We start from the raw sequence: 15,478 nt of genomic DNA on the forward strand, positions 1-15,478 counted from the left end.
TTGCTAACATTTTAACAATCAAAACATATCTAAAGATGAATAATGAACAAATAACGAAGACTTTATCTGACTCCATTGCCTTCACCAGCAACATTGACAAGGAACTCTTTACAAAAATGGGGGTGAAGCGCGGTCTGCGCAACGAGGATCACTCCGGTGTGCTGGCTGGACTCACTCGTGTGGGTGATGTGGTGGGCTATGAACGTCAGGAGGATGGTACCCTCAAGCCTGTACCGGGTAAACTTTACTATCGTGGGTTGGATGTGGAGGAGTTGGTGAAAGGTGTGCAGTCTGAAAATAGGCTCGGTTTCGAGGAGACTGCTTTCCTGCTGCTCTCCGGTCGGCTCCCCAGCAAAGAGGAGTTGGATGCCGTGAACAGCTTGATTGCACAGACCATGCCGCTGAACCACCTGGCCACTATGAACATCCTTTCGCTGAAGGGGAAGAACATCATGAACATTCTTGCCAGAAGCGTCCTGGAGCTCTATGCCTACGACGATAATCCAGATGACATCTCACCCGACAACCTGGTACGTCAGTCGCTGAACCTAATAGCCAAGTTCCCCACCATCATTGCCTATGCATACCAGGTGATGCGTCATGATCAGATGGGCCGTTCGCTGCACATCCGTCATCCCTACGAAGACCGCTCCGTGGCGGAAAACTTCCTCTTCATGATGAAGGGACGCGACAATTACACCGAACTGGATGTGAAGATCCTCGACTTGGCGCTGATACTGCATGCCGAGCACGGCGGTGGTAACAACTCCACCTTCTCGGTACGTGTCACCAGTTCTACCGAGACCGACACCTACTCGGCCATCGCTGCCGGTATCGGTTCTCTGAAGGGGCCCCTGCATGGTGGTGCCAACATCAAGGTGCAGGGTATGCTGGAAGATATGAAACAGAATGTGAGTGACTGGACCAGTAAGGAGCAAATCGATGCCTACCTGACCAAGATACTGAAAAAGGAGGCCTACGACCGTACCGGTCTCATCTATGGCATTGGCCACGCCGTCTACACCGTGAGCGACCCGCGTGCCGACCTGCTGAAGGGAATGGCACGTGAACTGGCCCGCGAGAAAGGACGTGAAGAGGAGTTCAACTTCATGGAGTTGATCGAGGAGCGTGCAGTTGATGTGTTCCTGGGCTTCAAGAAGCAGACTGCCAAGTCTCGCACCTGCATCAACGTTGACTTCTACTCCGGCTTCGTTTATGACGCCATCGGTCTGCCTGCAGAGGTCTTCACCCCGCTGTTTGCCATGGCCCGCATCGTGGGCTGGTCGGCACACCGCATCGAGGAGATGAACTTCGCCAGCAAGCGTCTGATTCGTCCGGCTTACAAGAACGTACGGGAGAAACAACCCTTTACACCCATCAACGAAAGATAAAGAAACCGCATGCAGAAGATAAAAGTAACCCATCCGGTGGTTGAGCTGGATGGTGATGAAATGACCAGAATTATCTGGTCATTTATCAAAGAGGAACTGATCCTTCCCTATCTCGACCTTGATATCAAGTATTACGACCTGAGCATCCAGCACCGTGATGCCACCAACGACCAGGTGACAATTGATGCTGCTGAGGCGATCAAGAAGTACAACGTGGGTATCAAGTGCGCTACCATCACGCCCGATGAGGCGCGAGTGGAGGAGTTCGGACTGAAACAGATGTGGCGGTCACCCAACGGTACCATCCGTAACATCGTGGGGGGGACCGTCTTTCGCGAGCCGATCATCTGCTCAAACATACCCCGCTACGTGCAGGGGTGGACTGAGCCAATCATCATCGGTCGTCATGCTTTCGGCGACCAGTATCGTGCTACCGACAAGGTGATCAAGGGGAAGGGAAAGCTAACGCTCACTTTCACTGCCGAGGATGGTGAACAGACCAGCTGGGAGGTGTATGACTTCAAGGGTGACGGCGTGGCGATGGCGATGTACAACACCGATGAATCGATTTACGGCTTCGCTCGTTCCTCTTTCCAGATGGCGCTGACCAAAGGCTATCCGCTCTACATGTCGACGAAGAACACCATCCTGAAGGCTTACGACGGCCGCTTCAAGGATATCTTCCAGGAGGTGTACGAGACTGAATTCAAGGATGCGTTCGCAAAGGCAGGCATCACCTACGAGCACCGGCTGATCGACGACATGGTGGCATCCGCCATGAAGTGGAACGGCGGTTTCGTCTGGGCCTGCAAGAACTACGACGGCGATGTGCAGTCCGACACCGTGGCCCAGGGCTTCGGTTCGCTTGGGATGATGTCCTCCGTGTTGGTGACACCCGATGGCAAGACGGTGGAGGCCGAAGCGGCCCACGGCACGGTAACGCGCCACTATCGCCAGCATCAGCAGGGCAAGGAGACCAGCACCAATCCCATCGCCTCCATCTTTGCCTGGACGCGGGGACTGGCTCATCGCGGCAAGCTGGACAACAACCAGCCGCTCATCGACTTCTGTAACAAGCTCGAGCAGGTATGCATTGAAACGGTGGAGGGAGGTGAGATGACCAAGGACCTGGCACTTCTCGTGCATGGCAACGATGCACCGCGCGATAGCTGGCTCACCACGCAGCAGTTCCTGCAGGCGCTGAAAAGGAATCTGGAGAAAAGTTTTTAGCTATCAGCAGTCAGCATGCTGATTTCAGCAGTTTATTAGTAAAGAAGGGCAGTCCGTGCGGGCTGCCCTTGCTGTTATGAAAACGAAAATAATTGATTGTCAATCTTCCTTCTCCTGCTCCTCGTAAGCCTTAAGTAGTTTCTCCTGCACATCGGAGGGCACCAGCTCATAGCTGGCGAACTTCATGGTGAAGGAGGCCCTGCCACCGGAGAGAGAGCTCAGGGAGGTGGAGTAGTTGTTCATCTCTTTCAGGGGTACACGTGCCTTCAGCTTCTCAAACCCTTTTTCACTCTCCATGCCCATGATCATGGCACGGCGTCCCTGCAGGTCGCTCATCACATCACCCATGTAATCACCCGGAACGGATACCGTTACATCATATACCGGTTCCAGAATTTTTGGGCCTGCATTCTTAAAGGCGGTGCTGAAAGCGTTCCTTCCTGCCAGCATGAAGGAGATTTCGTTCGAGTCCACCGGGTGCATCTTGCCGTCGTAGACGATCACCCGCACGTCACGAGCGTATGAGCCGGTAAGCGGTCCCTGCTCCATGCGACCCATGATTCCCTTCAGAATCGCCGGCAGGAAGCGGGTGTCAATGGCACCACCCACGATGCTGTTCACAAAGACCAGCTTGCCGCCCCAGTCAAGTTCAATCACCTGCGTGTCGCGGTTCTGTACTTTGAACTCCTGTCCGTTGAAGCGGTAGACTTCCGGCATGGGCAACCCTTCACTGTAAGGCTCTACAATCAGGTGTACCTCGCCGAACTGACCGGCGCCACCCGACTGCTTCTTATGCCGGTAGTCGGCACGTGCCGTTTTGGTGATGGTCTCACGGTAGGGTATTTTCGGTTCCAGGTATTCGATCTCTATCTTATCGTTGTTTTCCAGACGCCATTTGAGGGTACGCAGGTGGAACTCACCCTGACCCGATACGATGGTTTGCTTCAGTTCCTTGGAGACCTCAACGATCCATGTGGGATCCTCCTCCTTCATGCGGGTGAGCGCCTCGCTCATCTTCTCGGAGTTGGATTCGTTCACCGCACGGATGGCACGACGATATCGCGGTTCCGGGTATTTGATGAAGTTGAACCGGTTGTCGATCCCCTTTGCGTTGAGGGTGTTGCCGGTTCGCACGTCCTTCAGCTTCACAGCGGCACCGATGCTGCCGGCATGCAGCTCCTCCGCCTTGGTGCGGATCTGTCCCGCCACGGTATAGAGCTGTGCCAGTCGTTCCTTCGAGGAGCGGTCGCTGTTGGCCAGGTCATCACCTTCCTTTACGGTACCCGACATCACCTTGAAGTAGGAAACTTCACCGATATGGGGTTCTACGGTGGTCTTGAAGAAGAAAAGGCTGGCGGATGCAGTGGCATCGGGTTTCACCTCTTCCCCTTCACTGTTGAGGGGAGCCGGCATTTCATTCGGCGAGGGGGCCACCATGTTGAGGAAGTTCATGACACGGTGCACCGCCATGTTTTTTTCTGCGGAAGCACAGAAGAGCGGGAAGAGAGTGTGGTCGAGCATCCCCTTGTGGATGCCGTCGCGCATCTCCTCTTCAGTGAGCGATCCCTGGTCGAAGTACTTCTCCATCAATCCCTCGTCATTCTCTGCGGCCGCTTCGAGCAGTACCTGGTAATATTCGCCGGCCCGTTCCTTCTCACTGTCGGGAATCTCCAGCACCTCCGGGGCGGTAGCTCCAGGTTTCCATTTGTAGAACTTCTGTTTCAGCACATCAACGATGCCGTCGAAGGAGCTGCCGCTGCCTGTTGGGTATTGCACCGGCACCACCTTGTTGCCGTAGAACTCGCGGAGCCCTGCCAGCGTGTTGTCATAATCGGCCTTGTCGTGGTCCATCTGGTTCACCAGCAGCACCATCGGTTTCTTCAATTCATCCACGTAGCGGAACTGATTCACGGTGCCCACCTCCACGCCGTTGGCGGCATCAATCAACATCAGCACCATATCGGTCACATGAAGTGCGGAGATCACTCCCCCTACAAAATCATCCGATCCGGGGCAGTCGATAAAGTTCATCAACTTATCTTTCCACTCGTAAGAGAAGACGGTGGAGAATACCGAGTAGCCATAATCCTTCTCCACCGGGAAGTAGTCGCTCACGCTGTTCTTCCCATCCACGGATCCGCGTCGTTTTATCAGACCACTCTCGAAGAGCATGGCCTCTGCGAGGGTGGTCTTACCTGATCCGGCATTGCCAATGACAGCAATGTTCTTGATTTCGTTTGTTTTGTACACTTTCATATGATTTATTTATTTAATAAGTTAGGTGAATGTCACGTCTCAAAGGAGTGAATTTATGTGAGAATTCTCTTATATTCGTTTCATGATTAGAATCTTATTAAGTATTTAAAGTTTACCGGCGGCTAAAACATTCAATACCTCCCTCACTCCGGTGCGAAAAAAACGTGATGGCAGGGGTGCGGCGGTATGAAAAATGACTTTGCAACGGCCTGAGACCGGCAAAGTCAACCTGTCGTGATCAGCGTTGCAATTTATAAAATAAGGATGACAAAGAGAAATGTTACGGTTATGTTTTATAACATATCAAATTGGCAGGGTAGCGAGTAGATCTGAAGGTAAACATTTACCGCTGTCAGTTGTTAATAAATCTGTCAGCCCCAACCTCTACCACATTCGGGAGGGTGGCAACTACACCAAAAAATAAGATATCCAACAACCTAAAGAACAATCAATGAAACCCTATTACAGTCAGCCGGCAGAAGAATTGTTGCGGCAACTCAATGCGAATGCCGATACCGGACTATCGGATGAGGAAGTGAAACAACGCCTCGCAACCCATGGTCCCAATGAGCTTCAGTCGGCAAAGCAGAAATCGCTGTTTGCCATCTTCTTCGAGCAGTTCAAGAGCAGCATGGTGGTGATCCTCTTCATTGCAGCCATCGTATCGGGTGTGATTGGCGTGATGCATCATGAGGGGCTGACCGAGAGCTACGTGATCCTGGCCATCCTGATCATCAATGCGATCATCGGCACGGTACAGGAGCGGAAGGCACAGTCGTCGCTCGAAGCACTGAACAGGATGAGTGCACCCCAGACCAAGGTGTTGCGTGGAGGACAGGTGGCGGAGGTGGTCTCCACCGCCATCGTGCCGGGCGACATCGTCATCCTCGATACAGGTGACATCATCCCGGCCGATTTGAGGCTGCTGGAGGCGGTGAACATGAAGGTGCAAGAGTCGGCCCTCACCGGCGAGTCGGTGCCGGTGGAGAAGCATCACGGGCTGCTGGAGGAGGGTGAGGTGCCGCTGGGTGACCGTGACAACATGGCATTTTCTACCAGCGTAGTGACCTATGGCCGTGGAAAAGGAGTCGTGGTGGGTACCGGCATGCAGACTGAGGTGGGTAAGATCGCCCATATGCTGCAACATACCGAGAACACCGACACCCCCATGGGCAAGCGGCTCCATCAGCTGGGCCGCATCCTGGGCTACGTGGCGCTGGGCATCTGTGCCCTGATCTTCGGCGTGGGCATCCTCTATGGAAACGACTGGCTGGAGATGCTGATGATGGCGGTGAGCCTCGCAGTGGCGGCCATTCCCGAGGGGCTGCAGATCGTCTCCACCATCGTGCTGGCCATAGGCGTACAGCGACTGGTGAAGCAGAACGCCATCGTGCGTACCCTCCCCTCAGTGGAGACGCTGGGCAGCACCACGGTGATCTGCTCCGACAAGACCGGTACGCTCACACAAAATAAGATGACCATCGTGGAAGGATGGAGTGGCGGCAACCGAATCGACTTCCGCAATGCACCGCTGCCGGAGGAGCTCGACAAAGATGAACGGATGCTGCTGATGAGCTCGCTGCTCTGTACCGATGCCCATCTGAAGATGACGGAAGTGGGAACCCACGAGACGGCAGGTGATCCCACCGAGACTGCCATCGTGGATGCGGCCTTGGAGCTGAAAATGAACAAGAACGAACTGGAAAAGCAATACCCGCGACAGGAGGAGGTTCCTTTTGACTCAGAACGAAAACGTATGGCCACCATCAACCGGATGGAGGAGGGTCAGCTGCGCGTCAACGTGAAGGGAGGACTCGACGAAGTGCTGGCAGTCACCACAAATATCCTGATGCATGGCAAGGTGCGTCCCCTTACCGACGAAGACCGGTCGACCATCCTGGAGGAGAACCATCGCATGGCACAGTCGGCACTGCGTGTGTTGGCAGTAGCCTATCGCGACATCGACGCACTGCCTGCCGAGGTGAGCGCTGAGACGGTAGAAAAGGAGCTTGTATTTGTTGGTTTGCTCGGACTGATAGACCCTGCCCGTCCCGAGGTTGTGGAGGCTGTGATGAAGTGCCGTACGGCCGGCATCCGTCCCGTGATGATCACCGGCGACCACAAGGTGACCGCTGTGGCCATTGCCGATGAGATTGGTATTTTCAACGAAGGAGATCGTGCAATCACCGGCAGCGACCTGGCTGCGATGCCCGACGAGTCGCTGCGGCGTGATGTGAAGGACTATTCAGTATACGCGCGGGTGGCACCCGAGCACAAGGTACGCATCGTGCAGGCCTGGCAGTCGCAGGGCCAGATTGTGGCGATGACCGGTGACGGTGTGAACGACGCCCCGGCACTGAAGCAGGCCGACATCGGTGTCTCAATGGGTATCGTGGGCACCGAGGTGGCCAAGGATGCCTCCGACGTGATCCTAACCGACGATAACTTCGCCACCATCGTGGGGGCAGTGGAGGAGGGACGCCGCATCTACGACAACATCCTCAAGGCAATTCAATTCCTGCTCTCGGCAAACGTAGGCGAGGTGCTGCTGATCTTCATCGCCTCCATCTTCAACATCGGCAACCCGCTCACCCCGATCCTGATCCTCTGGATCAACCTGGTGACCGACAGCTTGCCGGCACTGGCCCTCAGCATGGATCCTGCGGAGAAAGATATCATGACCCGTCGTCCGCGCGATCCAAAACAGGGATTCTTCACCAAGGGGATGATCTGGCGCATCTTCTACCAGGGTGCCACCATTGGCCTCATCTCATTGGCTGCCTATCTGATTGGACGTCGCGATGGCATAGAGGCAGGCCTGGAAGACCCGGGAGCATTGGGACGCACCATGGCATTTGCCGTATTGGGATTCTCCCAGCTGTTGCACGTGCGAAATCTGCATTCCAACAAACGCTCATCTTTCCGTACCAGTATCTTCAGCAACCTGCCATTGCTGGGCGCTATCTTCCTTTCGGCCCTGCTGCTGCTGGCGGTATTGCTGATTCCGGCCGTAAGCCGCATCTTCGGGGTGATTCCGATGGACAGCATCCATTGGCTCTATGTGGGTGCACTCTCACTGGTTCCAATCCTGGTGGTTGAACTGGTTAAATTGGTGCGGCTCAACCATACGAAAGATGAATACTGATTACTGAAGAAAAGTCAAAGCAATTTAAAAAAAATATAAATATGCTCATCTTGGTGTACAATGTGCATCAATGAGCATATTTTTTTGTATTTTTGGGTATCTAAGTGCACACGCTTTCCCGAGATCCGTTATAGTTCCAACAATTCAGGTTATGCCGGGTTATCATCTCTGGGGTGTAAAAACTAAATTCTATGGAAAATATAAATGAGGCCTTAACCCTGCTGGCAATAGGGATGATCATGGTATTTCTTATCCTCACCCTTGTGGTGGGGGTGGGCAACCTGGTAATCGGGATTACCAACCGGTATATCAGGGAAGCAACACAGCCGGCAAAGGCTACCGGTGGGGGTAAGGCAATTCAACCCCGCAAACTGGCAGCAATCGCTGCCGTGGTAGATGTGATCACCCGTGGAAAAGGGAGGGTCGACTCCATCGAGAAGCGATAAGAACCAAAACAAATCAAACAATATTTTATGGCAAAAGAGATTAAATTCAGTCTCCTTTACAGAGACATGTGGCAATCGTCAGGAAAGTATGTCCCCACGGTGGAACAGCTCACCGAGGTGGCTCCCGCGATCATTGAGATGGGTTGTTTCGCCCGCGTGGAAACCAATGGCGGCGGCTTCGAACAGATTAACCTGCTGTTCGGTGAAAACCCCAACAAGGCGGTGCGCGACTGGACACAGCCCTTCAACGATGCAGGCATCCAGACCCACATGCTGGAGAGGGGATTGAACGGCATCCGGATGAGCCCCGTGCCATCGGATGTACGGCGACTAATGTTCCGGGTGAAGAAGCAGCAGGGCACCGATATCGCCCGTTCGTTCGACGGTCTGAATGATCCCCGCAACCTGAAGGATTCTATTGTTTTCGCGAAGGAGGCAGGCATGATCTCACAAGCGGCGCTCAGCCTCACCGTCTCACCCGTACACACGGTGAAATACTACACCGAACTGGCTGATACGCTGATCGGGATGGGTGCCGATGAGATCTGCATCAAGGACATGGCAGGCGTGGGACGTCCCGCCACCATCGGGCGGATCATCAAGCAAATCAAGGAGAAACATGCCAACATTCCTGTCACCTACCACGGTCATGCCGGTCCCGGTTTCCAGATGGCTTCCATCCTGGAGGCGGCTCATGCCGGTGCGGAGTATATCGACGTGGCAATGGAGCCTCTCTCCTGGGGTACCGGCCATGCCGACCTGCTGGCGGTACAGGCCATGTTGAAAGATGCCGGCTTCAAGGTGCCTGAGATCAACATGAAGGCCTATATGAAGGTGCGTTCCCTCACGCAGAAGTTCATGGATGATTTCCTGGGTTACTACATCGACTCCAAGAACAGGGTGATGAACTCGCTGTTGATCGGTCCCGGTCTGCCCGGTGGCATGATGGGCAGCCTGATGGCCGACCTGGAGAACAACCTCGCCTCTCTGAACCGCTGGAAGGTGAAGAACGGCCAACCCGAGCTGACGCAGGATGACCTGTTGGTCAAGCTGTTCGACGAGGTGACCCATGTGTGGCCCATGGTGGGTTATCCACCATTGGTGACCCCCTACAGCCAGTACGTGAAGAACCTGGCGCTGATGAACGTGTTGCAGCTCGAGAAGGGCAAGGAGCGCTGGTCGATGATCGCCGACAACATCTGGGATATGATCCTCGGCAAGTCGGGCAAGCTGCCCGGTGAGCCGGCCCCCGAGATCGTGGCGATGGCGAAGGAGCAGGGCCGTGAATTCTACACCGGCAATCCTCAGGAGCTCTACCCCGACAAGCTGGACAGCTTCCGTGCCGAGATGAAACAAAACAACTGGGAACTGGGCCAGGATGAGGAGGAACTCTTCGAACTGGCGATGCATCCCGAACAGTACCGTGCCTACAAGTCGGGTGAAGCCAAGAAGGCTTTCGAAGCTGACCTGGCAAAACGCAAGGCAGAGGCAAGCGCACCTGCTGAAACAAACGGGGCTCCTGCTGCTGCAGTAACCTCATCCGTAGCAGAGAGTCAGTCATTCATGCCGAAGCAGCTGGTGGTGAATGTGGACAACGAGGAGTTCGTGGTTAACATCTCCTATCCGGGGAGTGGCAACAGCAGCGCACAAGCAGCACCAAAAGAGAATGCCCCCGCTGCCCCGGTGGCAGCAGCCCCGGTAACGGGTGATGTGAAGGAGGTGCTCTCACCGCTGGAAGGGAAGTTCTTCCTCACCAAGGAGTCGTCAGAGAGCCCGCTGAAGGTGGGAGATAGCGTGAAGGAGGGCGACCTGATCGGCTACATTGAGTCGATGAAGACCTACAACGCCGTCACTGCCGAGGTGAGTGGCAGGGTTACCGAGATCTGCTTCGACAACGGTGCCTCGGTCGATGAGGATGACACGCTGGTTAAACTGCAATAGGCATGGGAGATATTTTTTCCAACATCGCGGAGATGACCGGGTTCAGCACCATGGGGTGGGAGACCATCCTGATGTGGCTGATCGCCTTTGTGCTGCTCTACCTGGGCATCAAAAAACAGTATGAACCGTTGCTGCTGGTACCCATCGGCTTCGGTGTGTTGCTGGCCAACCTGCCGGGGGCAGGGCTGGGCATCGTAGACACATCGCTGGTGCACAACGCCGACGGCAGCTACATGAGCCTGCTCGATATCGCCGACCAGCATGGCATCATGAACTTCCTCTATTTTGCCCTGATCAAGACCGGTATCCTGCCCCCCATCATCTTCATGGGGGTGGGTGTGCTGACCGACTTCGGACCAATGTTGCGCAACCTGAAGCTCTCCCTCTTCGGGGGAGCGGCTCAGCTGGGCATCTTCTCGGTGCTGATGGGTGCGGTGCTGATGGGCTTCACCCTGCCGGAGGCTGCCTCACTCGGCATCATCGGCGGTGCCGACGGCCCTACGGCCATCTACACCACTATCAAGCTGGCACCTCACCTACTAGGGCCGATCGCCATCGCCGCCTACTCTTACATGGCGCTGGTGCCGGTGATCATCCCCTTCATCGCGAAGCTGCTGATGACCGAGAAGGAGTTCAAGATCCACATGAAGAAGATGGACAAGCAGTATCCGCCGAAGCATGAGATCAAGCATATGAAGACAGTGAAGATCATCTTTCCCATCGTGCTGGGGGTAATCGTCTCGGTGTTGGTGCCCTCCTCGGCACCGCTGCTGGGGATGTTGCTCTTCGGCAACCTGGTGAAGGAAATAGGTTCCAGTACCGGTCGACTAGCCGATGCTGCCTCCGGGCCCATCATGAACACCGCTACCATCTTCCTCGGCCTTACTGTGGGGGCAACCATGACCTCAGAGGTGTTCCTTTCGTTTCAGACGCTGGGTATCATTGTGGGGGGGCTGCTCGCCTTTGGTGTCTCGGTAGCGGGGGGTATTTTTGCCGTGAAAGGATACAATCTTTTCTCGAAGAAGAAGATCAACCCGCTGGTGGGTGCTACCGGACTGAGTGCCGTGCCGATGGCTTCACGCGTAGCCAACGATGTGGCGTTAAAGTATGACAAATCGAACCATATCCTGCAGTACTGCATGGCCAGCAATGTCTCCGGCGTGATTGGATCGGCCGTGGCTGCCGGCGTGCTGATCTCATTTCTGGGATAATTTCTTACCTTGTACCCAACGAAAGTTTCGACTTCCAAAGATTTCATGCACAGCTTAAGTTTCGACTTCCGATGTTTCGTGACCCATTCCAGCTCACATGAGCTAAAAGAGTAGAACTCGCTTCGCTCAAACATCTACTCTTTTTTTACGCTCCTTGCGAGCGATGGGTCCCCACAAAACATCAATAGGTCTCGACTTAAGCTGTGCATATTTTGTAGCAACCCTAAAAAGGTGCACAGTAAAATCTTACTTCTCGATGTTCTCGCGAATGGCCTGGGCGATGAGGGGGATGCCGCGGCGGATGGTTTCCGCATCGGTATTGCAGAAGGAGACCCGCATGTGGTCGTTCTGTAGTCCCGCGGGATCAAACGTCTTGCCGGTTACGAAGACCACCCCTTTTTCAATGGCTCTCTTCAGAATGGTGGTGGAATCGGTCCCCTTTGGCAGCTGCAGCCAGGTGTAGAAGCCTCCGCGCGGTCGCTCGAAGGTGACATATTCGGGTAGGTGTGCTTCCAGTTCCGCGATCATCGTTTCCCCTCTTTTTTTGTACTCCTCCCGCACGCGGGCAGCATAACGGTATATCTCCCCGCTGCGGATGAACTTGTCCGCCAACACCTGCGAGAGAGAGGGGGAGCAGGCGTCGATCGACTGCTTGATCAGTTCACACTTGCGGTAGATCGCCTCCGGTACCAGCATCCATCCCAGTCGCAGGCCGGGGCCCAGGATCTTGGAGAAGGAGCCGGTGAAGCAGATGTCAATCCCCTGTGGGTTGATCGCCTTGAGGTTCTTCATCTCCTGTAGATCCTCCTCGTGAAACCAGATGTCACTGTATACATCATCTTCGATCACCGGTATGTTCCTTCCTTGCAACAGCGCGATCATCTGTTGCTTCACCTCCATCGAGTAGATGATGCCCGCCGGGTTGTGGAAGTTGGGTGCAAAATAGAGGAACTTGGGCAGCGGAGCATCACTGTTCAGCTCCTTTGCCAGCAATGATATATCCATCCCGTCGCCCCTAAGCGGGATGGCTTGCAGCTCCGCCTGACAAGCGCGAAAGGCAGAAAGTGCCCCGATAAAGGAGGGGTTCTCCACCACTACCCGGTCCCCCGGGTCAATAAATGCCCTCGCCAGGATATGAATCGCCTGCAGCGATCCGGTGGTGATCAGCAACCGGTTTTCCTTCACCGGCAGTCCCTTTGTTTCCAGGTAGCCTGAGAGTGACTCGAGCAGGGAGGGGAGTCCGCTCGTGGGACCGTACTGCAAGGCGGTTTGCTTCTCACTTTTGGTGAGGCTGTTGTAGATGCGATCCATCTCGTCGAGCGGGAAGAGTTCGTTGCCCGGCATCCCCCCGGCGAAAGAGATGATGTCGGGGGCGGAGGCGAGGCTCATCAGGTCCCGTATCTCGGAGGAGTTGAGTGCTGCGCTGCTTTGCGCGAAGCGAGGCTGATTGCTTGCCTGTAAACCGGGAGTGGTCATGCTGTTCATTTCTGTCGCGTTTACATTTGATAAAGATCGCTGCCGGAGAGTAATTCCAGCTTGTGTTGCTGCAGCACGGCGCCCACGCGACTGATGTCAGCACTGCGGATTACTGCCAGTGCCACGTTGCTGTTGGAGAAGGCGTACATGTAGTCCACGTTGATCTGTTCATCAGTAAGGATCTGCAGGATCCGGTGGAGAGACCCGGCCCGGTCGGGCATCTTCGCACAGACCACCTCGGTGAGGCCCACCGTGAAGCCGGCCTGTTCGAGTGCTTCCTTGGCTCTCTCCGGTCGTCCCACCACCATGCGTACCATGCCATAATCGGCAGTCTCAGCCACGGTGAGGGCTGTGATGTTGACGTCGTTCTCTGCCAGGATGCGGGTCAGCTCTGTAAGTCGTCCCGACCGGTCTTCCAGGAACACGGATAATTGTTTGATCAGCATAATGTTTTTGCTTTCAGCGGTTTGAAAATTCGTTTTCGCGGGTTATAAGTGACGTTCGTCGATGATCCGCTGCGCCTTTCCTTCTGAGCGTGCGATGCTGTAGGGTTCCACCAGGCGGATGGTGGCGCTGATGCCCAGGAGGCTGCGGATGCTGTGGTCGATGCGCCGGCGGATGCCCTCCAGTTCGCGGATGCTGTCGGACCAGTTCTGCTGATCCACCTCCACCCGTATCTCGAGCGTGTCGAGGTTGTGCTCCCGCCGCACGATGAGCTGGTAGTGGGGAGTGGTCTCCGCTATCTCCATCAGCACCGACTCCACCTGTGAGGGGAAGACGTTGACGCCGCGGATGATCAGCATGTCGTCGGTACGTCCCAGGCACTTCTCCATTCGCACCAGCGTACGCCCACAATCGCATTTCGTGCGGTGCAGCCGTGTCAGGTCGCGTGTGCGGTAGCGCAGCAGCGGCATCGCCTCCTTGCTCACCGTCGTGAAGACCAGTTCGCCCAGCTCCCCGTCGGGCAGCACCTCCAATGTTTCAGGATCGATGATCTCCGGGATGAAGTGATCTTCGAACACATGGTTGCCGCATTGACATTCACACTCCATTGAAACGCCGGGGCCAATCACTTCGCTCAGCCCGTAGATGTCGTAGGCTTTGATGTGCAGCAGTTTCTCAATCTCACGACGCATCTCACCGGTCCAGGGTTCCGCCCCAAACACCCCGATGCGAAGGCGCACATCGTCGGGTGAGATGCCCTCTTTGAGGAGGCTTTCCCCCAGGTGTGCCGCATAGGAGGGGGTGCAGGCCAGCACCGATGCCCGGAAGTCGGTCATGAACTGCAACTGTTTCTTTGTGTTGCCTGTGGAGATGGGAATCACGGTGGCACCGATCTTCTCGGCGCCGTAGTGCAGTCCCAGTCCCCCTGTAAAGGGGCCGTAGCCATAGGCGATCTGGATGGTGTCGCCACTGTGGACACCGGCCATGGTGAGGCTGCGGGCCACCACCTCCGCCCATAACTCAATGTCGGCACGACTGTAACCCACCACGGTGGGCTTGCCGGTGGTGCCGCTGGAGGCATGTATCCGCACCACCTCGCTTTGGGGCAGGGTGAACAGACCGAAGGGATAGTTGTCGCGCAGGTCCGTCTTGGTGGTGAAGGGGAGCAGCTTCAGCTGCTCCACGCTCCTGATGTCGCCCGGTTCCATGCCGAGTTCCATCAGTCGGTTGCGGTAGAAGGGCACGTGGTTGTAGATCCGTCGGACCATTGCCTGCAGGGCGCTTCCCTGCAGCTCTTGCATCTGTTGCCTGTCGGCACACTCTCGTTGTGGGTTCCAGATCATCTTACTGTTTGTTTCAATCGGTTCTGTGCAGCACCCAGCCTGAAGGCTCTCAGGTTGGTTGCGACGATGTTCTCTCCTTTCTTTGCAAAATAGGCGGTGATTGCCTTCTCCAGCACCTTGCTTTCAATACCCAGATAGGGTGCTGCCGCTCCCAGCATCACCAGGTTGGAGCTTTTACTGCTGCCGGCATCCCTGGCCAGCGTAGTGGCATCGACCAGCAGGTGGAACCCTGTGGCGTTGATGACCCTGTGCAATGCATCAACGGATGGGTAACCGTCAATTTCACCCTGTGGCTCCGTGGCGGTGATGATGAGACCCTTCGGAGAGAGGAAGTGGAGATGGCGGAGCGCCTCCATCGGTTCCAGTGAGAGGATCAGATCTGCTTTGCCCAACGGGATCAGATCTGACCAGATCGCTTCGGATGAGATGCGCAGGTGCGATTCCACGGCGCCACCGCGCTGGCTCATACCGTGTACCTCCGCCTGCTTCACCTGCAGTCCCAGTTCCATTGCTGCCAGGTCGATGATGGCGGCGATTGTGAGGATTCCCTGGCCTCCCACGCCGGCAATGATGATATCTTTGTGCATATGATTAG

11 protein-coding genes are annotated in these 15,478 nt (G+C 55.4%); 6 read left to right on the forward strand and 5 right to left on the reverse strand.

Annotation, left to right across the window (positions count from 1 at the left end; all coding sequences use genetic code 11):
- Window positions 1–35: 35 nt before the first annotated feature.
- Window positions 36–1,391, forward strand: coding sequence for a citrate synthase (locus JS578_09980; GenBank protein QRX63196.1), 1,356 nt, complete (start codon window positions 36–38; stop codon window positions 1,389–1,391).
- 9 nt (window positions 1,392–1,400) lie between these two features.
- Complete coding sequence (locus tag JS578_09985) at window positions 1,401–2,621, forward strand: NADP-dependent isocitrate dehydrogenase (protein ID QRX63197.1); 1,221 nt, start codon at window positions 1,401–1,403, stop codon at window positions 2,619–2,621.
- A gap of 99 nt (window positions 2,622–2,720) precedes the next feature.
- Here JS578_09985 and JS578_09990 read toward each other — a convergent pair whose 3' ends face one another.
- Window positions 2,721–4,877 (reverse strand): elongation factor G, encoded by a 2,157-nt coding sequence (locus JS578_09990; GenBank protein ID QRX63198.1) that lies wholly within the window; start codon window positions 4,875–4,877, stop codon window positions 2,721–2,723.
- 451 nt (window positions 4,878–5,328) lie between these two features.
- Here JS578_09990 and JS578_09995 point away from each other — a divergent pair, with 451 nt between their 5' ends.
- The 4 genes from JS578_09995 to JS578_10010 all read left to right on the forward strand — a co-directional run bounded on the left by JS578_09995 (window position 5,329) and on the right by JS578_10010 (window position 11,620).
- A complete protein-coding gene (locus JS578_09995) occupies window positions 5,329–8,022 on the forward strand; it encodes a cation-translocating P-type ATPase (GenBank protein QRX63199.1) in 2,694 nt (897 codons plus the stop codon).
- Between the two features lie 191 nt (window positions 8,023–8,213).
- Entirely contained in the window at window positions 8,214–8,468 is a 255-nt protein-coding gene (locus tag JS578_10000; GenBank protein ID QRX63200.1) for an OadG family protein, read from the forward strand.
- A 27-nt stretch (window positions 8,469–8,495) separates the two neighbouring features.
- Entirely contained in the window at window positions 8,496–10,409 is a 1,914-nt protein-coding gene (locus JS578_10005; GenBank protein ID QRX63201.1) for an oxaloacetate decarboxylase, read from the forward strand.
- 2 nt (window positions 10,410–10,411) lie between these two features.
- Window positions 10,412–11,620, forward strand: coding sequence for a sodium ion-translocating decarboxylase subunit beta (locus tag JS578_10010; protein ID QRX63202.1), 1,209 nt, complete (start codon window positions 10,412–10,414; stop codon window positions 11,618–11,620).
- 246 nt (window positions 11,621–11,866) lie between these two features.
- On the opposite strand, the gene JS578_10015 is transcribed toward JS578_10010, so the two are convergent.
- Genes JS578_10015 through JS578_10030 form a run of 4 tightly spaced genes read right to left on the reverse strand, consistent with a single transcriptional unit; the run spans window position 11,867 to window position 15,470 of the window.
- Window positions 11,867–13,096, reverse strand: coding sequence for a PLP-dependent aminotransferase family protein (locus JS578_10015; protein ID QRX64985.1), 1,230 nt, complete (start codon window positions 13,094–13,096; stop codon window positions 11,867–11,869).
- A gap of 20 nt (window positions 13,097–13,116) precedes the next feature.
- Window positions 13,117–13,542, reverse strand: a complete 426-nt coding sequence (locus JS578_10020; protein QRX63203.1) for an ACT domain-containing protein — start codon at window positions 13,540–13,542, stop codon at window positions 13,117–13,119.
- Between the two features lie 42 nt (window positions 13,543–13,584).
- Entirely contained in the window at window positions 13,585–14,883 is a 1,299-nt protein-coding gene (locus JS578_10025; protein QRX63204.1) for a phenylacetate--CoA ligase, read from the reverse strand.
- Entirely contained in the window at window positions 14,880–15,470 is a 591-nt protein-coding gene (locus JS578_10030) for an indolepyruvate oxidoreductase subunit beta (protein QRX63205.1), read from the reverse strand. The genes JS578_10025 and JS578_10030 overlap by 4 nt, the downstream gene beginning before the upstream one ends.
- Between the last annotated feature and the right edge of the window lie 8 nt (window positions 15,471–15,478).

The organism is Dysgonomonadaceae bacterium zrk40 (assembly GCA_016916535.1).
In the GTDB taxonomy this organism is placed as follows: Bacteria; Bacteroidota; Bacteroidia; order Bacteroidales; family Dysgonomonadaceae; genus Proteiniphilum.

Excerpts from the sequence above, each read along its gene's own strand:
- JS578_10020 (QRX63203.1), bottom strand. The coding sequence starts at position 13,542 with ATGCTGATCAAACAATTATCCGTGTTCCTGGAAGACCGGTCGGGACGA.
- JS578_10000 (QRX63200.1), top strand. The coding sequence starts at position 8,214 with ATGGAAAATATAAATGAGGCCTTAACCCTGCTGGCAATAGGGATGATC.
- JS578_09990 (QRX63198.1), bottom strand. The coding sequence starts at position 4,877 with ATGAAAGTGTACAAAACAAACGAAATCAAGAACATTGCTGTCATTGGC.
- JS578_10025 (QRX63204.1), bottom strand. The coding sequence starts at position 14,883 with ATGATCTGGAACCCACAACGAGAGTGTGCCGACAGGCAACAGATGCAA.
- JS578_09980 (QRX63196.1), top strand. The coding sequence starts at position 36 with ATGAATAATGAACAAATAACGAAGACTTTATCTGACTCCATTGCCTTC.
- JS578_10005 (QRX63201.1), top strand. The coding sequence starts at position 8,496 with ATGGCAAAAGAGATTAAATTCAGTCTCCTTTACAGAGACATGTGGCAA.
- JS578_10030 (QRX63205.1), bottom strand. The coding sequence starts at position 15,470 with ATGCACAAAGATATCATCATTGCCGGCGTGGGAGGCCAGGGAATCCTC.
- JS578_10010 (QRX63202.1), top strand. The coding sequence starts at position 10,412 with ATGGGAGATATTTTTTCCAACATCGCGGAGATGACCGGGTTCAGCACC.
- JS578_09985 (QRX63197.1), top strand. The coding sequence starts at position 1,401 with ATGCAGAAGATAAAAGTAACCCATCCGGTGGTTGAGCTGGATGGTGAT.
- JS578_10015 (QRX64985.1), bottom strand. The coding sequence starts at position 13,096 with ATGACCACTCCCGGTTTACAGGCAAGCAATCAGCCTCGCTTCGCGCAA.
- JS578_09995 (QRX63199.1), top strand. The coding sequence starts at position 5,329 with ATGAAACCCTATTACAGTCAGCCGGCAGAAGAATTGTTGCGGCAACTC.